Origin of the sequence: Bifidobacterium hominis (genome assembly GCF_040095915.1) — a bacterium.
In the GTDB taxonomy this organism is placed as follows: Bacteria; Actinomycetota; Actinomycetes; order Actinomycetales; family Bifidobacteriaceae; genus Bifidobacterium; species Bifidobacterium hominis.
In genome coordinates this window covers 1-21,936 of sequence record NZ_JBBMFR010000001.1, presented here as the reverse complement: position 1 = coordinate 21,936, position 21,936 = coordinate 1, and the positions used below count along the sequence as shown (strand labels likewise).

Sequence of the window (21,936 nt, the reverse complement as noted above, 5' to 3'; positions counted from 1 at the left end):
ACATGTCACCACGCGCATTCCCCCAAATGTTCGCACGCGCTCCCCGCACGCCCACGCTCAAACCGACTCAGCCACACACTGTAGGATATGTGCGAACGCAAGTTGCGAACACACATCGCAGGTGCAGTGAACGCAAGTCGCGCACCAGTAATACTTGCGAATCGAACTTATGAAGGGACGCTCCAGAACACCATGGAACCGATTGGAATTGTTGTGGATTGGCTGAGAACCAATTCCGGAAAAATCATTCTGCTGATTGTCATCGCAGTACTCGCGGCCGTTATCGACAAACTGCTCACCCGAATCGTGAGCAAGGTGCTGGACCGTTCGCAAGTGCCGAACGCTTCGATTTTCATCAATATTCTGCGTGCGGTGGTGTGGACGTTGGCTGTGGGCACTGTGCTGCAGCCTGTGTTCGGCATTAATCCGACCACGATTTTCACCGCGCTCGGCATCGGCGGTCTTGCGGTGTCGCTCGGTATGAAAGATACGATCGCGAACATCATCGGCGGTTTCGGTCTGATGCTTGGCCGTGTGATCCAGCCGGGCGATCTGGTAAACGTTGCGGGCACCGATGGCGTGGTCGAAGACATCAACTGGCGTCAGACCGTGGTGCGCGAGCGCAACGGCAATATCAAAATCATTCCGAATTCGATTCTGAACACCGCGTCGCTGGAAAAACTCAATCCGTCCAATGAGATGATGGTTCGTGTGCCGTTCACCGCCAAGGCCGGCACTGACATCGACGAGATGACCCGTCAGGTGGTGGAGGCCGTGCAGCGCGACACCGCCGATTTGGCTGATCCGCGCTTCCCTCCGAAAGTGAGGCTGACCGGCTACTCCCCTTACGGCATCAATGCCGAAGTGTGCGCGTTTGCCAAGCCGGGATTGTTACTTTCCGACATGATCAACGTCGTGGCACGTTCCATCGCCAATGCTGATTTTCTTGAGAATCGCGCCATTAACGAGGAATCGTGATCTCCTCGCGAACAGAGGAAATCGCGATTGGCCCATACATAAAAAGTGCCGCATGCAGTATTCCACATGCGGCACTTTTTTATGCTGAAATTATTACATCATTAGATTGATTGCCGTAATAATAACCGTCACTACAATGTAAGTAATTACACCGACGTTCATTATTGCCGTGCCCGTGCGAACGCCGCGAGGCAATTCTTCGGGCGCGGTATAGAATTCAAAATTCTTACGTTCACGAATAAGCAGCACGACACCCGCAATGATCAGACCGTAATACAGCAGCATATAGATGCCGAATATCATCATTCCCGTCGCATTCTGATCTATCCACTGCATCATGGCCGTTCCGTCGCCGTTTTCCGCACTTGTCAGCACGTTCATCAGGCTGTCGATGTCAATGTTCTTCACCACCCACGGCGCGACCACACCGCCCATGAAGTTGACGAACATGTGCATGACCACCGAATAACGCAGTTTGCTGGTACGCACGTACACGTAGCCGAACACAAGCCCCAATGCGAATGCGTAGAAGAATTGGAACAGGTTCATGTGCACCAAGCCAAAGAACAGCGAGGAGAACACAATCGCGGTTTTTTCGCCGTATTTGCGCGTGCGGCTGATGAGTTCCTTGCGGAAGATCCATTCTTCGAACAACGGTCCGAGAATCACGAGGAACACCACGTTCCACACGTCGAATTGCATGGCCAGGTCACTTACCGAATTGCTGGCGTTGCCTCCGGAGAGCAGCGACGACAGCATATTGCCGATAAGGCTGCCCGCATACATGAGCGGGAAGCACATGACCAGCAGTTTGAAGAATTGGCTCGGTTTCATGTCGAACTTGCGTGTTGCAATGACCGACGATTTGCCCATGATCAGTACCGCGAGCGGCATGGCCACGAGATACAAAGGGACATCCGATGCCACATACGCCGCCCAATTCGGCAGATTCGTGGTGTGCAGTACCTGATAGAGCACGCTGGAAAGCACCGTTGCAAGCGCATACCAGATCACCACCATCAGGCACATGCTTCCGCCGATGCGGGAGAACACGCTTTTCACGCGCCTGAGCCAAAGTTCATAAGGATTGGCTTGCGGCTGCGGATACTGCGGTTGTTGCGGATATTGCTGATATTGGGATGGTTGTTGCGGATTCTGCCGCGGCTGCGGTTGTTGCGGCCGCTGCGGATATTGGGGGTACTGCGGAAACGTCATATCTGCCTTTGCGACGACGTGCACGGAAGTGCATATATGAAAATGCTGATACTCAGCACCTTAGTACAGGAATGCTGAATATCAGCTTACAATCTCACGACCGTCGCCATAAGCGTCCGCAACGAAAAGGATCACATGGCGAGCACTACGATCGGGCGCGGATCCGCCACACACTCGAAATCAGCGCAGCACGCCTTCGATCAGCATGGTGATCAGGTCGGTGTAGTTCACGCCGGTCGCCTCCCATGCCTTGGGATACATGGAAATCGGGGTGAAGCCCGGCATGGTGTTGATTTCGTTGACCATCACTTCGCCGTCGGCCGTCACGAAGGTATCGACGCGGCTCAGGCCGGTGCCGTCGACCGCGATGAACGCTTTTTTGGCGGTTTCGCGCACACGGTTCAGGGTTTCTTCCGGCAGACTTGCGGGCACTTCCACATGGCTTGCGTCGGAGTTCATGTATTTGCTGTCGAAATCATAGAACTGGTCGTCGCCCTCGGCACGCTTGTCAAGCACGATTTCGCCCGGCCAGCTGGCCTGCGGAGCCTCGCCGGCCTTCGGGCAGAGCACGGCGCATTCGATTTCGCGTGCGTCGATTCCCTGTTCCACGAGCACACGCCAATCATGGTGGGACGCTTCGAACACGGCGGCGGCAAGCTCGGCCGCATCGCCCTCATGTTCGACCTTGGTCACACCGAAGCTGGAACCGGCGCGGGACGGCTTCACGAACAGCGGGTACTGCAATCCGGCCTGTTGCACCGCGGCAAGCATCTCGTCCGCGTCTGCGGCGAATTCGGAAGCGGCATCATAATCGCGCGCATCCAACGTGATGCCGGGAGCCACGGAAATACCGGCCGCAGCCAGCAAAACCTTCGTATAATGCTTGTCCATGCACGCGGCGGAAGCGAGCACACCGCAGCCAACGTACGGCACGTTCATCATTTCGAACAGGCCCTGAATCGTGCCATCCTCACCGTACGGACCATGCAATACCGGAAGCACGGCGTCCACGTGGCCAAGCGAAGTCAACGTGCCGTCATCTTCACGAGCGAAGAAACCATCCTGACCGAGTGCCACATCCAGCACCACATCTTTGGAGGAATCCGTCTTCTCCACCGTCGGCATACCTTCGCTCATGTTCCACTTGCGCGGATCCTCGCCGTCTACGATCCACTCGCCGTTCTTGGTAATTCCCACCTCAATGGCTTCGAACTTGTCAGTATCCAACGCGCGCAACACGCCCGCCGCAGAGATGCAGGAAATCGAATGCTCGTCGGCTTTGCCGCCATACATCACCACAATGCGCTGTTTTGCCATCTTTGTCTTATGCTCCATAAATTGGTCCGTTGAACGCACACGCGCCCAATACCGTCTGTCAATACTGTTTGTTCTCGCAATATCGCGCCGGTTTGCACTACTGTTCGCCTGCGATATCGCACGTTCGCAATATCGCAGTTCAGTATACAAACCGCACCCCACAGCCACACGCGACGAACCATGATTACACACGCCCGTCGCTCATGTCCTATTTTCATGAATCATAGAATACGGAATCAAACGTTGGAATGATGCGATTGCAGCCTGAAAAACCGAGCTTAAGCGCTTTGTCTAATTACGATTAGACTAATTACGATTAGACTATTTTTATACAGATTTACTATTATTGCCGAATATATGGCGATTGACGATTAACAAATTCCGATTGACGTTTTACGCAATCGCATGTCTCGAAAAAATAAAAAGACCGCACCTGAAAGTGCGGTCTTATTTGCAATTGCGATATTGCGGAAAGATTATTCTTCGCTGATGCCTTCGCCGAAAAGTTCGGACAGCATTTGCGCGCAGGAGATGCCATCGGAAAGCACGTGGCTCATGGCGGTGGCGAGCGGCGTGGGCACGCCATACTGCTTGCCGAGCGCCACTACCGCATCGGTGGTCGGCACGCCTTCGGCCACGCCGTTGCTCACCTTGGTGGCTTCCTCAACGCTCAGGCCCTTGCCCAGGTTGGAGCCGAACGTGTAGTTGCGGCTCAACGGGGATCCGCAGGTGGCGATCAGGTCGCCCACGCCCGCCAAACCGGCGAACGTCTTCGGATCGGCGCCTGCCGCCTCTCCCAGGGCGGTCAATTCGGCCAGACCGCGGGTTTCGATCATGGCGGCGGTGTTTTCGCCGTAGCCGGCGCCGCGGGCCATGCCCACAGCCAGCGCGACCACGTTCTTCAGCGATCCGCACATTTCCAAGCCGATTACGTCGCGGGTTACGAACGCACGGAAATAGTCGGTGGTGCAGGCGGCTGCGATCTTGCGTGCATTGTCGAGATTTTCGCAGGCAACCACGGTTGCGGCCGGCTCGCGGTCGGCGATCTGCTTGCTCAGGTTCGGTCCGGAAATGGCGGCGAAGCGGTCGGCCGGCAGGTCGAGCGTTTCCATAACGACTTCGTCCATGCGCTTGCCGGTAGTGCGTTCAATGCCTTTCATCAGGGATGCCACGAGCGCGGTTTCGGGAATGAGCTCTTTGAATTCGGCGAGCGCGACGCGTGCGAACTGCGCCGCGATGGCCACGATGATAATGTCGGCGTTGGCTACGGCTTCGGCACGGTCGCCGGTGGCAGTCATGTTGCTTGGCAGCACTTTCACGCTGGGCAGGCGAACACCGTTGTGATGGTGGTCACGAATGCCTTCCACGATCTCCGGTTCGATGGCCCACATGGTCACATTGTTGCCTGCATCGGCAAGCACCTGACCGAAAGCGGTTCCCCAAGCTCCTGCGCCCAGTACCGTCACGTTCGTCATATTTGCTCCTTGCATTGCTCCAGGCACCATTCATAGTCCGGAGTCTTGGCTCAAAAATTGCTTTCCTTATGCTACCGCCGGCTACGCACACCGCGATGCATACCGCAATACGCGCAACACGTACGCGCAATCGGCCGGCAGTATTTCGATTACTTCATTTCAGCAATCGAGTGTTCGGTCTTTTTTCGATTCAGTCCTTCACTCGGCTCATCGTGCGATAATCCCAATATCCGTCGGGGGCTTGTTCGCCGCGGATTTCGGCCATGACTTCGGTCATGCGTACGCGAATGCGTCGAGTGAGTTCGTTGGCGAGATCTTCCGGCACTTCCTCACCCCAGGAATCGCAATCGGCGAGCAGATCCGCATAATCAAGCGCCTCATCGTAGCACATGACCACGTTTTTACGCGGCCACGGCCACCAATGGTTGATGCTTGCCGCACCCCACGTTACCGCGCAATACAGCGGAATCTGATAGCCGAGTCGGCGTGAGGCCTCAAGTGCGATCACACCCACGCCGTTTTTCATGCTCATCGGCCATTTCTGCGGGTCGCGCGTTACCGTGCCTTCCGGCCATACGGTTAGGGGTCGGCCGGAGGTGAGGATTTCCACGGAGGTCTCCTCGATGGCTTTCGCCTTGCCAGCACGTCGTTGCACGGGCTGCATGCCTACCAGCTGGAACCATTTGCCAATCAGCGGCCACGAGGCCATTTCGGCTTTGGCCATATAACGCGGGCGGCGGCCTTGGTGGAATATGGAGATCATGGGCACGAACACGTCGAACATGGTGACGTGCGTGGCCGCGGTGATGAATGGACCGGTTTCCGGCACATGTTCGATGCCCCACGCCTTGAGTTTGGTGCGATTACGGAATACGATGTCGCATCCGGTGAGCAGTCGGTGGGTCGCTTTCGGATTCTGCGCTTCGATTTCCGCGGTGTTGGCTTTGCGTGGCCCGCATGGAAAATCATGGGTTGGATCAACGAGATGGTGATGCTGTGCGAGCTTTGCGACCTGTTCGTCGCTTAACGGTTTGACCGCGGAACGCGGCGAGGGTTTTCCTTTGGATGCCATGCGTTCCATTCTGCCACCACCCATTCCGCTTGGTTGGGGCGATTGCGCTCATGCACGACGCACACACGAAATACAAAAAACGCGGAATATACGAAGCGAATATATGAAAAGGCGGAACCAGGGGCCGATTCACCTTCCACCCGTTCCGCCGTTTTCCGTCTTTATGAGATTGGACGACACTGCTTCATTTGCGTCGCCGCCTTTCAGCTCACCCCTCCCTAACTGCCTGTGTCTGTGAGGAGAGGATGGGGTCTAGTGATCATTGCAACACTTGGTCGATTTCCGGGAGAATCAAGTGGGCGACGAGACGAGACGGGCCGCCGATGGCCGCTGGGTGTTCGATGGCGTGTCGTATCCAACGCGTGGCGAGATGTGTCGGACGAGACGCGAACGGTACGTGGCATCGTTGAACGCGAGACTGAACTTCACACAGGCCGCCCGCGCCGTGGACGTGTCCAAACGCACCGGCAAGGTATGGCGCAACGAGCACACGCGCGCCACTGGGTGCAATGAAAAGCCGAGCGTGGACTGGTACCGTTCACCCGTGAACAAACCCACCAAACTACATAATGCTACCTCGACCAGGCCAAACGCATTCTGATCGCCGACAGGCTCAAGGCCGGTGACTCGATACGAGCCATCGCACTCCTACTGGACCGGGAGCCATCCACGGTCAGCCGTAAAATACGCGCCAACCATAACCGCGTCACCGGCGAATACGAGCCCCACTGTACTCAACAAACGTCAGCGGACCGATTCAAACGACCCAAGACACGCAAGGCATGACCAGGCACGCGACTATGAGACGAGATTAAAGCCGGCGTCAAACAACATTGGAGACCCGAATAGATCAGCCACCGACTGGACATGGACTTCCCCGATACTGAAGACATGCACGCATGCACGGAAACCATCTACCAAACGATCTACATCCAAGGCAAGGGCGAACTGGGCCGCGAACTGAACAACGCGCTGCGATCCGGCCACGCAAAACCCTCGAATACATGAAACCCAGCGGGAAAATCCTCGAACTCATCAACACACCAACCAAGCGGCACACAACAGGTGTTGCAACCGCCCCTAGAATCCGCCCGTCATATCAGACGAAAGCCGCACGATTACGGGAGTCCTGGATCGTTAACGGCACGCGCTATCATGAATCCGGAGAGCCCGGCAGGCAATCAACGGCCCAACCATTCCCATGCGCCGCGTTCGTCGCATCTACGCACACTTCGACCCACAAACCCCTCGCATCCGAGACCGGGAGGCGGAAATGCACCTCACTGAAGCAAACATGATCTCATGCCGCTCAGAGTATTTCCTCTACTCCGCCACACCGAAGATGCGCAACTGCATGTACTATCCCCATCGCGTTGGGCTTGGCGATTTTATGCCCGGGTACAGATTGAGCCGAGCCCCGATGAACAACTTCCTCATCGCCTACATCAGCGAAGGATCATTCCGCATCCGTTTCGCGGACGTCGACGCCATTGCGCATGAAGGCCAATTCCTTATCGTCGACTGCTATGAGCCACATCGCTTCTCCACTGATGAATCCTGCCAGGATATCTGGCTCCACTATGACGGGCCGGCGGCGAGAAACATGTACGAATACATCGTGGAACGCTCCGGTAACATCATCGACGTTGGGAGAAGCGGACATGGTCTCCACGAGATGCACGCCATTTTCGACATGCTCAAAGCGGGAAGAGGGGCAAGGGAGGCCGAACTATCGCATCACATCGATGGTGTGTTGGCTTCACTTGCGTCCGCAGGCAAGTCGAGCGGCCCGCACGGCGACGCCCTGAACGTCATCGACCGGTCGCTGCCGTACATCACGGCACACCTGAATGACGACCTCTCACTGGATTCCCTCGCGACGGTGTTCTGTATCGACAAATACTATTTCTCCAAACGCTTCAAGGAACGCACCGGGACCACGCCACATCAGTACATACTCAATGCGAGGCTCGAACGAGGCAAGTTCCTGCTGCACACCACGACGCTGCCGGTGGGCGCCATCAGCGCCGACTGCGGCTTCCACAGCCAAAGCATGTTCTGCGCCGCTTTTAAACGAGCGAACGGCAAATCCCCATCGCAATATCGTGCAGAACTATCCCAGCCGTTCCAATCCTGAAAGCCCAGCAAAGCCAAGATTTCATAAATATTGAAACCGAGATGCCACGAAAACAACAAGCGCGAGGGCATACCATATCGTCAGCGGCCACCATGGACCGCGAGACGAAGGCCCGACGTCGAAGTCGGGGGAAACTGGAACAGGGAGAATGATCTCATGACCTCCACACACGAAACCAAAATCAACGACATCCACATGCCCTCCTCCATGGCACACGTCGTATGTCTCGGAGACAGCATTACCCACGGGGACACCGGACTGGGGTACCACGTGTCGCACCCATGGCCGGAAACGGTGGGTGCCATACTGAACATTGATGTTCAAGGGTTTGGCCATGATGGTGCAAGCACCGTGGACTACCGCACATACCCGGAGTGGGAAATGGCGAAGCTGCATCTTCCCGACGCGGATTTGATCGTGGTGGGGCTTGGCACCAACGACGTCGACTTGGAGAATGCACGCACGGAGGAAACGGTGAAACCTGTGGTCTCTCGTTTCGAGGACCTCATGGACGAAGCACTCGGCCTATCCGAGCAGCATCCGGCAGTAGCGGTGCTTTCCGTGCTGCAATTCGCAGTTGAGGAACCAATTTTCCGCGAACGCTTCACGTTGGAAGACATTGTGGAGATCAATCACGGCATCGATCTGCTCAATGAAGCATACCGCCGCATGTGCCGGGTGAACGGCTGGCATTTCATCGATTATGCTCGCAATATCAATCAGAGGCGCGAACTTTTTGGCAATTCCATCCACCCCAACCAGCAGGGCTACAACCGCATGGCCGCATTGCTGGCCCCCCGCTTCGCCGCACTGCTTGGCGCATAACGCCAATCCGATTCCACCTCATCCGATCCTCCGCACCTGCAATCTGCAACGTCGCACCGCGGGTGCACCGGTTGAATACTCCTCACCTTACGAAGGGATACCTATGTCTCATTCAGCATCCTCAACGGACATGAAGCCAAAGCACATACTTGGACAGCGGATGGCCTACACCTTCAGTGGTTTTGGCCAAGCTGTCTTCTACAACATGATGAGCACCTATTTCGTGGTATACGTCACTTCCGCCCTTTTCGCCGGAGTGGATAAAGACATCGCGACCAAGCTCGTTGGCATTATCACCGGAGCCATTGTGATCATCCGCATCGGAGAGATCTTCATCGACCCACTGCTCGGCAACCTTATCGATAACACCAACACCCGAATCGGCAGGTTTCGCCCTTGGCAATTTATCGGAGGCCTTGTCAGCGCGATCCTTCTGTTCATGGTGTTCACCGGATTGTTCGGTTTCGTCAACGTGAATCAGACATGGTTTATCGTTCTGTTCATTGCGGTGTTCATTATCCTCGACGTGTTCTATTCCCTGCGTGACATCTCGTTCTGGGGCATGATTCCCGCACTGTCCGAAGATTCACAGGAGAGGGCGCTGTACACTTCCCTCGGCTCGTTCGGAGCCTCCCTCGGCTTTAACGGGCTGACGGTCATCGTGGTACCCGTGGTCACCTATTTCAGCATGCAGTTCACCGGCAGAAACGAACAGAACCAGAGCGGCTGGACCGCCCTTGCGCTCATCGTCGCCATGCTCGCCATCATTTCGGCCATGTCCGGCGCGTTCGGTACCCGGGAACGCCAGAGTGCGCTGCGCGCCAAGGCCCAAGATAACGGCAACCCTCTTCAGGCCTTCGCGGCGCTGGCGAAGAACGATCAATTGCTATGGGTCGCCCTGTCCTACGTGTTCTATGCCGTGGCGAACGTCGCGACAGCAGGCGTGCTGTTCTATCTGTTCAAATTCGTACTCGACAAGCCAGCGGCATTCTCCATTGCAGGAATCATCCCCGTCGTCACTGGTCTGTTGATCACACCACTGTACCCTGTGATCAACAAATTCATTCCGCGCCGTTACCTGTTCATCACCGGCATGGGTCTGATGATCGCGGCGTATCTGGTGTTTATCCTCGCCTCCACGAATCTGACCGCCGTCATCATCGCACTCGTGCTATTCTACCTGCCGTCAACTCTGATACAAACCACGGCCATCCTCACTATGACTGACACTGTGGAATATGGTCAGTTGAAAACCGGCAAGCGCAACGAGGCGGTAATCCTCTCCGTCAGGCCCATGCTTGACAAGATTGCGGGCGCCCTCTCCAACGGCATCGTCGGATTCGTGGCGGTGTCCGCCGGCATGCTCAACACCGCCACCGCGGCCGACATGACCGCGCATGATATTCAGACTTTCAAGACGTTCGCCTTCTACACACCTCTCGCGTTCATTGTCGTCAGTCTGCTCGTGTTCCTATTCACCGTGAAGATTGACGAAAAGGAACATGCGCGAATCGTCAACCTTCTCGAGTGCCAGCTCGGAAGCAAGGACAACGCTTGACGATGCCGCGGGCGTTCCGCGCTTACAAGCCGCACCCCGATCGCCGGTCCGGGAAACCCGGATTCGATTAATCGCGGGTGCGGCTTTTCGTACGCGCAAAATCGCGTACGGCAGCAGCGCGAATCGGATGGTACATCCCACATGATGCAGGTGCCGAACTCATGCACGCACCACAACGTTGCGCAGAGCGCCGATGCCTTCCACGGCTACCACCGCTTCGTCGCCCGGCCCCAAGTGCCCGGACGCGTTCGACGTGCCGGTCAGAATAACGTCGCCCGGCAGCAACGTGGCAAACGACGAAATCGCGGCGATCTGCTCCGGAATGCCGTGGATCATGTTCGCGGTTGGTGCCGGATGCCACCGGCACGGCCTCACCGTTCAGCGTGAACGAAATCTTGGTACCTCGCCAGTTGAGGCCGTCGCACGTTACAATCCACGGGCCGAGCGAGCCGGAAGTGTCGAAGCCCTTGACGCGCGTCCACATGGGTCGAGGCCTTGCAGGTCACGCAACGTCACATCGGTGACGCAGGTGCAACCGAGCATGTAATACATAGCGTTTTCGACGGTGACATTCTTCGCCACGCGGCTGATGACCACAGCCACTTCCGGCTCGAAGTTCATGTCACTAGAGCCTGCAGGGTAGGCAATCGGGCCGTCGGACCGATGACGGAGGTGGACGGCTTAGAGAAGATCACCATGTCTTCTCCCTAAATTAAGCGCAACAATTTGTACACTGAATTACTATGCTCTTTGAGAACGAGCAACGACAACATGTAAGCAAAAAGCCGGTGTCCACTGTTGTGAACACCGGCCTTACCAAGCCAATCAAGCTATATCAGCGATAAAACAGGCAACAAATCAGTCGAAATCTGCGCCGAGAGCTTCGAGCTTGCCACGGAAATCAGCGTAACCGCGGTCAATCAGCGAAATGCCCTGCACGTTGGACGGACCCTTCGCCGTCAATGCGGCGATCAGATGGCTGAAGCCACCGCGCAGATCCGGCACGTCAATATCGCGGCCGGTCAACGGGGTCGGTCCGAAAATGACCGCGGAATGCTTGTAATTGCGCTGCTGGAAACGGCACGGCAACGATCCAAGGCATTCGCGATACAGCTGAATCGTGGCACCCATCTGCACCAGTGGCTTCGTGAAACCGAAACGATTCTCATACACCGTTTCGTGTACGATCGACAGGCCCTTCGCCTGCGTCAACGCCACCACCAGCGGCTGCTGCCAGTCGGTCATGAAGCCCGGATGCACATCAGTTTCGATTGCGACCGGCTTCAAATCGCCGCCCGGATGCCAGAAACGAATGCCGTTATCGGTGATGTCGAACTCACCACCGATCTTGCGGAACACGTTCAGGAACGTCATCATTTCAGGCTGCGTGGCACCCTTGACAAAAATGTCGCCATGCGTGGCCAATGCCGCGGAAGCCCAAGAAGCGGCCTCGATGCGGTCGGTCAGCGAGGTGTGCGTGTAACCTTTCAACTCCTTCACACCTTCGATGCGGAACGTACGATCCACATCCACGGAAATAATCGCACCCATCTTCTGCAGCACGCACACCAAATCCATGATCTCAGGTTCGGTGGCAGCGCCGGAAAGCTCCGTCTTGCCTTCCGCAAGCACTGCGGCAAGCAACGTCTGCTCGGTAGCGCCTACCGACGGGTACGGCAGATGAATCTTCGCGCCATGCAAACCGTTCGGAGCGGTGATATGAATGCCGTCCTTATGTTCCTTATCGACATTGGCACCCAACTTGCGCAACGTTTCCAGATGGAAATCAATCGGACGACCGCCGATATTGCATCCGCCGAGAGCCGGAATGAACGCTTCACCCAAACGGTGCAGCAGCGGACCGGAGAACAGGATCGGAATGCGCGACGAGCCGGACAGCGTATCCACGTCGGCCACGTCAGCAAGCTGTACATTCGTGGCGTCGATCGTGACCACGCCATGATCGCCGTCCACCGTAACGTCCACGCCATGCAGGCGCAGCAGATCGGAGACCACATGCACGTCGCGAATCTCCGGAACATTCTTCAACACGGACGTGCCCGGGGCGAGCAGCGCCGCCACCATGGCCTTGCTCACGAAGTTCTTCGCGCCACGCACCTTGATGGTGCCGTTCAGCGGCTTGCCACCTTCGACGTGCAGAATGTCGTTGTTATTGTCAGACACGCTCAACCTCTTTCGCTTCCCTTACACGGTTCAAGCTTGAAACACACTAACCTTCAGTTTGCCATAAGGCATGTAGTGGGCTCGTGAAATGCCGCGTTTAGCGCAGTGTCTCCCAATTTCGTTCGACTTTCGTCCAAAACTTCCAGTCACTGGAACATTCCACCCACAAACAGCCATCTCAGCGGGAAGATTTCCCCAGTCGCTGGAACAATCACCCCGCCAAACCGCACCTCAGCGTCCAAAAACCTCCAGTCACTGGGAAGAATGGACGCCAAATCACAAATCAGCCACAGATGGAGCCGTAATCACAACGATCACAACGAAGCTTTAATGTCTTGAGCCAGATGAGCGTTCCACATGGCACCCGTGGCACTCATCACCGCGTTCGCACCAGCCTCACGGTACGCCTTGTAATCTTCCGGACGAATCACACCGCCCACGCCGACGATCGCAAAATCAAGCCCCAACTTCTCACGAATCGCACTCAAACGGCCGACCATATCGAGACCGGCGCCACGAATCGCATTGCCGCACACGCCCGAACGGTCACGACCCGCACCAGGCAACGCCTGATTGCCGTTCGCATCCACCAGTTTCGCGGAAATCGTGTTGATCGTGGAAAAGCCCTGCACCGCACCATGACCGGCGGTTTCCCGCACCATGATCTCCAGATCGGCATCGTTCGGAATGTATGCGAGCTTCACAATCAGCGGACGATCGCCGATTTCGTTCTTCACCGCTTCCGTAATCTCGCCAACCAAATGCGGATCGTGGCACAGCAGACGATTATGCCCCTCATTCGGGCAACTGGTGTTCATTTCCATCAGGCCAGCGCCAGTTTCGGCAACCAAATGCGCGGTGGTGACGTGATCGGCAATGTATGCCTCGCGATCCATGCCTTCCACGCGGGAACCTTGGAAGCTCGGCACCAGCAGCTGACCATCGCCGGCCGCCGCGATCGCCTTTTGCATATCCGGCTGCCACTCGTCCGGATCACGGGAGGGAACGCCGAAACTGTTGGAAATCGAAATCGGAAGCTCATAGCGGGTGTCGGCAAGCACACCCTCGTCAAGTTCGGCACTGCCGGGAACCAGTGAACCGTCAGCATTCCTCGGATGCACGGCAAGCACGTTCGGGAACGCATTGCAGCCCCATGCGCGGGAGCGAACCGTCTTATACACGGCCAAATCGAAACCCATACGGAAGGCAGCCGTAGTGAAACGCTCGTTCAGCAGCGGACCTGCCGGAATGCCGAACGGCAGATTCACACGAAAACCAAGGAATTCCTGAGCTTGAGCCTGAACAACATGGGCAGTCTGATCTTCACTGGAAGAATTGGACGCAGACACAGCAACAGGAGCGACCGAATCTGCAGAATCAGACGAATCAGCCTTCAGCGCTTCGGCAAACGCGCCAAACGGCCCTTGCAAATAATTGTCTTCATACGTGCGATTGACATCATAAAACGGCGCGAAACCCTGACTCATATTTCTCTCCGAAAGCTACGAAAGCGCAAACCAATAAGCCCACCATAGCGCGTCTTATATGCAAAACCCGCGCAAATCTCACATAATCGGCAATCCCGACGTCCCAATTCCTCCAGTCACTGGAGGAATCCGGACAATATGAGTCCCCCAATCGTCCAAAAACATCCACCCACTGGAAGAATCCTCCCGCTACGGACCGTCTCAAAGTCCCAAAACCTCCACCCACTGGAGGAATCCTCCCGCAAACAGCCCGCGCAACAACGCAAGCGGGGTGATCCTTCCACCCACTGGAGGAATCACCCCGCACAAACAGCCCGCGCAGCTAGCCAGACGCCAACTCAGATAATGCCGCGATCGGCAAGCGGACCCTGCCAATCCGGGTATTCGCCTTCGCGTGCGGAAGCGATCGTCTGCTCCGGTTCGCGCTTGACCGGCAGCGTCTTCGGCTTGAACGGGAACTTTTCGGCACGCATCTTCTCGTATGCCACGATATCGTCTTCATACTGCAACGTCAGATCGATATCGTCGTAGCCGTTCATCAAGCGCCAACGGGTGTAGTCGTTCACCTCGAACGGCAGCGTCACGTCGCCGCACGTCACCGTGCGATCTTCCAGACTCACGGTCATTTCACGGCCCGGCTCCTCGTCGAGCAGCTTCCACAGCAGCTCAACGGATTCCTGCGGCATAATCGCAGCCAGCACGCCGTTCTTTGCGGTGTTGCCGTAGAAAATGTCGGCGAAACGAGACGAAATCACCACGCGGAAACCGTAATCGTGCAGCGCCCACACGGCATGTTCACGCGAAGAGCCGATGCCGAAATCCGGCCCGGCCACGAGAATCTTGCCCTGTTTGTATTCCGGCTGGTTGAGCACGAATTCCGGATCGCGACGCCATGCGTAGAACAGCGCGTCGTCAAAACCGGACTTCTGCACGCGCTTCAAAAACACGGCGGGAATAATCTGGTCGGTATCGACGTTGGAGCGGCGAAGCGGCACGGCCACGCCGGTAAGAGTAGTCAGTTTTTCCATTTCAACATTTCTTTCGATTTACGATTCACAGGATGCCAGAAAATCAAGTTTTTCAAGGATTCCGGATTTATCAAGGATTCGAAACTTCTTCAGATCAATAATTCTCAAGATTCGACATCACCTACGATTTTCCGGAATCCGAAAAACAGGGATTTCCTAGGATTCACAGGTCGGCCGGAGACGAGATGGTACCGCGGATGGCGGTTGCTGCGGCGACTGCCGGCGATGCCAAGTGCGTGCGCGACCCCTTGCCCTGACGGCCTTCGAAGTTGCGGTTCGACGTGGAAATGGAACGTTCGCGAGCCACCATCTTGTCGGGGTTCATGCCCAGGCACATGGAGCAGCCGGCGTTACGCCATTCGGCACCGAAGTCCTTGAATATCTTGTCGAGTCCTTCCTTTTCCGCCTGCAAACGCACGCGAGAGGAGGCCGGCACCACGAGCACGCGGTGAATGTTTTCGGCCTTGTGATGCCCCTTCATAATGGAGGCGGCCACGCGCAGATCTTCAAGGCGTCCGTTGGTGCAGGAGCCGATGAACACGGTATCCACGGCAATGTCTTTGATGCGCATGCCCGGCGTCAAGCCCATGTAGGCGATGGCACGCTCGGCCGCAGTACGCTCGGTTTCGTCATTGAACGAGGCCGGATCCGGCACCACGCCAGAGATTTTGATGCCCTGGCCCGGATTGGTGCCCCAAGTCACGTACGGTTCGAGGTCTTCAGCCTTGATGGTCACTTCCTTGTCGAACACGGCGTCGTCGTCGGTTTTCAGCGTCTTCCAGTATTCGACGGCCTTGTCCCACATTTCGCCTTCCGGTGCGTGCGGGCGTCCTTTCAGGTATTCGAACGTCACTTCGTCCGGTGCGATCATGCCGGCGCGGGCGCCTGCTTCAATTGACATGTTGCAGATGGTCATGCGTGCGTCCATCGACAGTTTTTTGATGGCTTCGCCGCGATATTCGATAACGTGCCCTTGGCCGCCGCCGGTGCCGATCTTTGCGATGATCGCAAGGATAATGTCTTTTGCGGTGACACCCTTCGGCAGTTCACCTTCGATATTCACGGCCATGGTCTTGAACGGCTTCAGGCTCAGGGTCTGCGTTGCCATAACATGTTCGACTTCGGAGGTGCCGATGCCGATGGCCATGGCACCGAACGCGCCGTGCGTGGAAGTGTGCGAATCGCCGCACACGATCGTCATGCCCGGCTGCGTCAGACCCAGCACCGGCGCGAACGCGTGCACCACGCCCTGATCGGCGTCTCCCAGCGGGCACAGACGTACGCCGAAATCCTTGCAGTTCTTTTCGAGCGTGCTCAGCTGCAGTGCGGAGATCTCATCCGGATTCGGGCGGTCGATGTTGGCAGTCGGAGTGTTGTGATCTTCCGTTGCGATCAGCTGGTCAAGGTGACGCGGCTTGCGTCCGGCCAGTCGCAAGCCTTCGAACGCCTGCGGACTGGTGACTTCGTGCATGAGCATCAGATCAATGTACAGCAAGTCGGGAGCCCCCTCGCTGCCCTTGCGTACCAAATGATCGGCCCAGACCTTCTCGGCCAATGTCGTTCCCATTGCGGGACCTCCTCGAGTTTCCTCACTTTTCCTCGCGGGTATTGCCAACCCGCATTATTCGTGCTACAAGCCTATGGTGTTTGAGTCTGGTTCGAATGTGTCTATGCCGGTATATGAGATACTTGCACGCAACGCACGTATCATGTATGCGTTGAGTTCATGTCAATTCACGCTCAAAACACGCGAAATGCGACATACTTCCCCACACTTCCCCGCACGCGCCAACATAATCGTTGATAATTCAACATTTTCCCAACTTTTCCATTACCGAGTAAGAATTAAAAAATTTCTGCTTTACCGCAGTCCGACATTGCGTACATTTTGCATTTCAATATGTGAGATGGCATAATCCCTCTTATGACTTCTTCGAATACAAGCACCGCCATGCCTGAATCGCAGTCGAATGAGACTGAGCTTCAAGCTGAAAACCACCGCACGATGTCTTCTCAAAGCAACGAGATTCATTCCGGTGTGGGTGTGCTTGACAAGACCGTCAAGATCCTTGACGCGCTCGAATCCGGCCCGGCAACGCTCGGGCAGCTGGTTTCCTCGACGGGCTTGGCCCGACCGACCGCGCATCGACTGGCGATTGCGTTGGAACGCCACCGTTTTGTGTTGCGTGATCAGCATGGTCGTTTCGTTCTTGGATCGCGTTTTGCGGAATTGGCCGCAGCTGCCGGCGAGGATCGTTTGCTGACCGCAGCCGCGCCGATTTTGCAGACGTTGCTGGATCGTACCGGCGAATCCGCGCAGATTTACCGCCGTCAGGGCGATATGCGCGTATGCATTGCCGCTGTGGAGCGCGCGTCCGGTTTGCGCGATTCCATTCCGGTTGGTGCGATGCTGTCGATGGAGGCCGGTTCCGCAGCCCAGATTCTGCTGGCTTGGGAGGATTCCGAACGTCTGCATCAGGGGTTGCGTCACGCCAAGTTCACCGCGGCCAAACTTACCGCCGTACGCAAGCGCGGTTGGGCCGAATCCGTGAACGAACGCGATGAGGGCGTATGCTCGATTTCCGCGCCGATTCGCAATGCTTCCGGTCAGGTGATTGCCGCAATTTCGATTTCCGGCCCGGACGGTCGTATGGGATCCAATCCCGGACGCCGTTACGCCCCGCTGGTCATGGCTGCCGGCAAATATTTGACTGACGCCCTGATTAAGGCTTCTTCCGGCCGCTGACAGGCAGTTACGGTCTTATGACCGTACGGCTTCGCAAGCTTTTCGACCGTGCTTTGCAACGCATGCAAGGCACGGTTTTCATTTGCGGTTTTCATTTGCCGCGATTGCCGTTTACTTGCGCAGCCAGGACAGCAGTTTGCTCCACCAGGTTGACCTATGCAGCAGGTCCACACCTTCGGATTCGGGCTTCGACTCGCTGGTCATACCGTATGCGTACGCCTTGCCCGCGCTCGGCTTGCCTACCAATTCGCCGTATTCCAGTAGCTGTGTGCGCGGCTCGTACGGATGTCGAATGTCGAACTCGATCAGACGTGCGGCCCTCTTCTGCGGCACCGGACCGTACGATCCGAAACCGCTGGTGGGCGACGCGATCATCATCAGCCCGTCAATCGTCTTCGGCAAAACCTTCACCGTCCGCGCATCATCGGAATTTTGCGGAACAGGTACCGTTCCAACGAACGCATTGCGGTGATCATGCCCCGCGGAAATCGCGAAATACCCGTATTGTTCCAAAATCGCAAATTCGCCACTGTCTGCATCGGGACAGCTGATGCCCTCCCCCAAATAACTGCCGGGAAGCGTTTTCTCCTCGTCCAAAACGTAGTGTTTTCCGGCGAAATTGCGGTAGCCTTCGATCGCGCGTGCCGCATTCGCCGCAGCCGGCTTCAACAGTTGGTAATACTGTTGCACCGGAAAATGTTGAAATACCATGCACGGCACCGCCTGTTCCTGAGATTGCGCGGTTTCGTGCGATCCTACCTGTTCCTGCGATTGCGCGGCCATCATTCCCGGCACTTTGGCAAGGAATCGCAACGCCTCCGCGGACGGACTTCCGTACCCGCCGGAATGTGCATAATCGCCTGAATCCAGCAATACCAGGCCAAGCACGGACGTCGTACGATCCACGTCGGAAACCGGCAACGCGAATGTTCCCGACTCGCAGGCAAACACGCGTTGGCTCGGCAAATATTGCTCCGCCTGAAGTCGCGCAGAATCCGTACCTTTCGCGGAATCCACGATTTCCGCAGAATCTGCGCTTTCAGCGTTGCTCTCTTCTCCCGTAGGATCAGGATTCAGGCATCCGGGAAATTCCCTGCAAATGCTTTCGATTTCCGCATTGCCCAACCCGCACTGAAAATCATGATTGCCGAAGGTCACCGCCCACGGAATGCTACGGTCGACGAGCGGATGCACGAGCTGTTCGATGGTGGCGCGCACGGATGTGCGGGTGCGTTCTAATGCGGCTTCGAAACGTTCGGACGCCTCGGAGGACTTGGATGAGGAGGTCTCGCGCGCAGTTTCGGCAGACGCGCTCCACCGGCGTTTACGTGTGGTTTGCGCGTATGCGGGATCGTATCCTGCGATCTGATTGCCGGTGAAGATAACAATGTCCGGCCGTGTGGCGTCCAGCGACGCTTCGATGAGTTTGACGGTGTCTTTGCTGACTTTCGGCCCGTCTTGAATGTCGGTAAGCTGCAAAACCCGGAATTTGCCGGATTGGTGGAATTGCAGTCGTCCCAGTCGCGCGGATACGGAAAGCGGGCGATTGTCGCCTTCTTCCGCCGGTTGGATGCGCGGTCGCGTGGCCGCGGCTTTTGCTGCGTTCTGCAATTCAGTCATGTTTCCTAGGGTAGTGCAATTTTCGTGAACTATGCTGTACTGGCAGACATACTTGTGAAAAACAAAAAACCCTCGCATCTGCGAGGGTCATTGGCTGGGATGCCTGGACTCGAACCAAGAATGGCTGAACCAGAATCAGCTGTGTTGCCAATTACACCACATCCCAATTTGGCAGGCGTGGCAACTTCGAAAAGTTGTCCGTCGTACCCCCGACCGGATTTGAACCGGTGTTGGCGCCGTGAGAGGGCGTAGTCCTAGACCGCTAGACGACGGGGGCTTGAGTTATTGCTGTGATTCTCAGCTAAGCCGTGAACCGCAACGAGTGATAAATATACGCGAATCCGCATGAGTACGCAAGTCACGGCGTGTCGCGCCATTTTCCACCATTTTTGAACATCATCCCAAGAACAACAAAACCCGCTGGAACAAAACATTCCAGCGGGTCAATAGTCATGCAATCATGCAAACGCACGAATCAGCACATCACAGGTGCTCGCGCAAACCCTGCAGGCGAGCGACGGTGATCTCCTTGCCGACGATCTCCATGGATTCGAACAGCGGCGGAGACACACGACGGCCGCTCATGGCTACGCGCACAGGGCCGAATGCCAGACGCGGCTTGTAACCGCCATCCTCAATCAGCGCCTTGTTCAGCGTCTCATGCAGGAAGTCGGTCTTCCAATCAGCCTCATCGACAGCGGAAAGCGCGGCAATAGCAGCGTCGAGCACCGCCGGAGCGGAATCCTTCAACTGCTTCTTGGCATCGTCGTCAGGCTCGATATAGCCCTCGGTGGAGAGCAGCGAGCCGACCATGCCCGCAACCTCGCCCAGCAGGCGCACGCGCGGCTGCACGAGTTTCACGGAAGCGGACAGCACTTCGCGCTCACGGTCGGTCAGCGCATCCCAGGAATCAGCGGAAACCACGCCGTCACGGTTCAGATACGGCACGGCACGGTTCAGAAAGTCCTGCGGTTCGAGCATGCGAATGTGTTCGGCGTTGATGGAAATGGCCTTGTCGATGTCGAAACGGGCCGGATTGGCCTTGACGTCACGCACGTCGAACTTCTCGATCATCTCTTCCATGGAGAACACGTCGCGGTCGGCGGCGATGGACCAGCCCAGCAGTGCCAGATAGTTCAACAGGCCCTCGCGAATGAAACCGTTGTCGCGGTGCAGAAACAGGTTGGATTCCGGATCGCGCTTGGAAAGCTTCTTGTTGCCCTGGCCCATCACGTACGGCATGTGGCCGAACAGCGGCATTTCCTTAGCCACACCCAACTCGATCAGGTAACGGTAGAGCACGATCTGACGCGGGGTCGAGCTCAACAGATCCTCGCCGCGCAGCACCACGTTGATGTTCATCATGGCGTCGTCGACCGGATTGGTCAGCGTGTACAGCGGATCGCCGTTCGGACGCACGATCACGTAATCCGACACGGAACCGGCCTTGAACTCGATGCGGCCACGGATCAGATCGTCGAACGCGATATCCTCGTCGGGCATGCGGATGCGCAGTGCCGGCTTGCGGCCTTCGGCGCGGAACGCGGCCTTCTGCTCTTCGGTGAGATTGCGGTCGTAACCGTCGTAGCCGAATGCCTTCGGACGGCCTGCAGCCACGTTGCGGGCTTCGATTTCTTCCGGAGTGGAGAAGGATTCGTACGCATAGCCGGCTTCGAGCAACTTGGCTGCGACGTCCTTGTAGATGTCGCCGCGCTCGGACTGACGGTACGGACCGTCGGGACCGCCCACGTTGATGCCCTCATCCCAGTCGATACCCAGCCAATTCAGGGCTTCGATGATCTGGTTGTAGCTTTCCTCGGAGTCACGCTGGGCGTCCGTATCTTCAATACGGAACACGAACGTGCCCTTGGTGTGGCGGGCCTCAGCCCAGTTGAACAGTGCGGTACGGACCATGCCGACGTGCGGAATGCCGGTCGGAGACGGGCAGAAGCGCACGCGAACATTCTCAGGAAGTTCTGGTTTGGTGTTTTCAGCTTCAGTCATAGGTTCCATTGTGCCCCGCAAACCGGACGTGCCACCCATCCCCACACACCGACTCGCTTTTCGCAGTCATGAACATCCTGCAACTTATCGACCCAATGGTCGAAGCCACCAATCCCTACAACACCATGCTGGGCATGAGCCGCGCCATCGACGAGCTCCCCCAACGCGTCAGAAGATAACCCAAGTCAGAAAATAAAAATCCCGGCACTGCAGTGAACTGCGCCCCGTTTGTTGGACGTTGTTAATTAGGATACAGCCCTAGACCGCGAGGGACATGCTCCGGAACTCCT

The 21,936-nt window shown here is 56.7% G+C and carries 15 protein-coding genes, 2 tRNA genes and 2 pseudogenes; 6 read left to right on the top strand and 13 right to left on the bottom strand.

Features of this window, described 5'->3' with window-relative positions:
- Positions 1-192: 192 nt before the first annotated feature.
- Positions 193-978 (top strand): mechanosensitive ion channel family protein, encoded by a 786-nt coding sequence (locus tag WMO36_RS00095; protein WP_144164444.1) that lies wholly within the window; start codon positions 193-195, stop codon positions 976-978.
- Positions 979-1,071: 93 nt separating this feature from the next.
- Here WMO36_RS00095 and WMO36_RS00090 read toward each other — a convergent pair whose 3' ends face one another.
- The 4 genes from WMO36_RS00090 to WMO36_RS00075 all read right to left on the bottom strand — a co-directional run bounded on the left by WMO36_RS00090 (position 1,072) and on the right by WMO36_RS00075 (position 6,057).
- Positions 1,072-2,193, bottom strand: coding sequence for a CPBP family intramembrane glutamic endopeptidase (locus tag WMO36_RS00090; protein WP_099571054.1), 1,122 nt, complete (start codon positions 2,191-2,193; stop codon positions 1,072-1,074).
- 180 nt (positions 2,194-2,373) lie between these two features.
- Positions 2,374-3,510: a D-alanine--D-alanine ligase family protein gene (locus WMO36_RS00085; RefSeq protein ID WP_099571055.1), complete on the bottom strand. Its 1,137-nt coding sequence runs from the start codon at positions 3,508-3,510 to the stop codon at positions 2,374-2,376.
- 476 nt (positions 3,511-3,986) lie between these two features.
- Positions 3,987-4,985, bottom strand: coding sequence for an NAD(P)H-dependent glycerol-3-phosphate dehydrogenase (locus WMO36_RS00080; protein ID WP_099571056.1), 999 nt, complete (start codon positions 4,983-4,985; stop codon positions 3,987-3,989).
- A gap of 190 nt (positions 4,986-5,175) precedes the next feature.
- Positions 5,176-6,057, bottom strand: coding sequence for a lysophospholipid acyltransferase family protein (locus WMO36_RS00075; RefSeq protein WP_144164438.1), 882 nt, complete (start codon positions 6,055-6,057; stop codon positions 5,176-5,178).
- 370 nt (positions 6,058-6,427) lie between these two features.
- On the opposite strand from WMO36_RS00075, the pseudogene WMO36_RS00070 reads away from it, so the two are divergent.
- From WMO36_RS00070 to WMO36_RS00055, 4 genes and pseudogenes are all read left to right on the top strand, one after another.
- Positions 6,428-7,041, top strand: a pseudogene (locus WMO36_RS00070) (transposase); the annotation flags it as partial.
- Between the two features lie 406 nt (positions 7,042-7,447).
- Positions 7,448-8,194 carry an AraC family transcriptional regulator gene (locus WMO36_RS00065; protein WP_187324882.1) on the top strand — a complete coding sequence of 249 codons (747 nt, stop codon included), beginning with the start codon at positions 7,448-7,450 and terminating at the stop codon, positions 8,192-8,194.
- A gap of 156 nt (positions 8,195-8,350) precedes the next feature.
- A complete protein-coding gene (locus WMO36_RS00060; protein WP_154034827.1) occupies positions 8,351-9,019 on the top strand; it encodes an SGNH/GDSL hydrolase family protein in 669 nt (222 codons plus the stop codon).
- A 103-nt stretch (positions 9,020-9,122) separates the two neighbouring features.
- Positions 9,123-10,577, top strand: a complete 1,455-nt coding sequence (locus tag WMO36_RS00055; protein ID WP_154034828.1) for a glycoside-pentoside-hexuronide (GPH):cation symporter — start codon at positions 9,123-9,125, stop codon at positions 10,575-10,577.
- A 159-nt stretch (positions 10,578-10,736) separates the two neighbouring features.
- On the opposite strand, the pseudogene WMO36_RS00050 reads toward WMO36_RS00055, so the two are convergent.
- The 5 genes and pseudogenes from WMO36_RS00050 to leuC all read right to left on the bottom strand — a co-directional run.
- Positions 10,737-11,281: pseudogene (locus tag WMO36_RS00050) on the bottom strand (fumarylacetoacetate hydrolase family protein); the annotation flags it as partial.
- Positions 11,282-11,435: 154 nt separating this feature from the next.
- Complete coding sequence (gene murA, locus WMO36_RS00045; protein ID WP_099571058.1) at positions 11,436-12,761, bottom strand: UDP-N-acetylglucosamine 1-carboxyvinyltransferase; 1,326 nt, start codon at positions 12,759-12,761, stop codon at positions 11,436-11,438.
- Between the two features lie 314 nt (positions 12,762-13,075).
- Complete coding sequence (locus tag WMO36_RS00040) at positions 13,076-14,248, bottom strand: beta/alpha barrel domain-containing protein (RefSeq protein WP_144164436.1); 1,173 nt, start codon at positions 14,246-14,248, stop codon at positions 13,076-13,078.
- A 338-nt stretch (positions 14,249-14,586) separates the two neighbouring features.
- Positions 14,587-15,276: a 3-isopropylmalate dehydratase small subunit gene (gene leuD / locus WMO36_RS00035; RefSeq protein WP_144090179.1), complete on the bottom strand. Its 690-nt coding sequence runs from the start codon at positions 15,274-15,276 to the stop codon at positions 14,587-14,589.
- Between the two features lie 163 nt (positions 15,277-15,439).
- A complete protein-coding gene (gene leuC / locus WMO36_RS00030; RefSeq protein ID WP_349076356.1) occupies positions 15,440-16,843 on the bottom strand; it encodes a 3-isopropylmalate dehydratase large subunit in 1,404 nt (467 codons plus the stop codon).
- Positions 16,844-17,281: 438 nt separating this feature from the next.
- On the opposite strand from leuC, the gene WMO36_RS00025 reads away from it, so the two are divergent.
- On the top strand, positions 17,282-18,022 hold the full coding sequence (locus WMO36_RS00025; RefSeq protein WP_143253530.1) for an IclR family transcriptional regulator: 741 nt from the start codon (positions 17,282-17,284) through the stop codon (positions 18,020-18,022).
- Between the two features lie 111 nt (positions 18,023-18,133).
- Here the strand turns inward: WMO36_RS00025 and WMO36_RS00020 are convergent, their stop codons facing one another.
- The 4 genes from WMO36_RS00020 to gltX form a co-directional block, all read right to left on the bottom strand.
- Entirely contained in the window at positions 18,134-19,642 is a 1,509-nt protein-coding gene (locus WMO36_RS00020) for a metallophosphoesterase family protein (protein ID WP_349076354.1), read from the bottom strand.
- Positions 19,643-19,733: 91 nt separating this feature from the next.
- Positions 19,734-19,808, bottom strand: a tRNA-Gln gene (locus WMO36_RS00015).
- 38 nt (positions 19,809-19,846) lie between these two features.
- Positions 19,847-19,919, bottom strand: a tRNA-Glu gene (locus WMO36_RS00010).
- Between the two features lie 206 nt (positions 19,920-20,125).
- On the bottom strand, positions 20,126-21,646 hold the full coding sequence (gene gltX / locus WMO36_RS00005; protein WP_349076352.1) for a glutamate--tRNA ligase: 1,521 nt from the start codon (positions 21,644-21,646) through the stop codon (positions 20,126-20,128).
- Between the last annotated feature and the right edge of the window lie 290 nt (positions 21,647-21,936).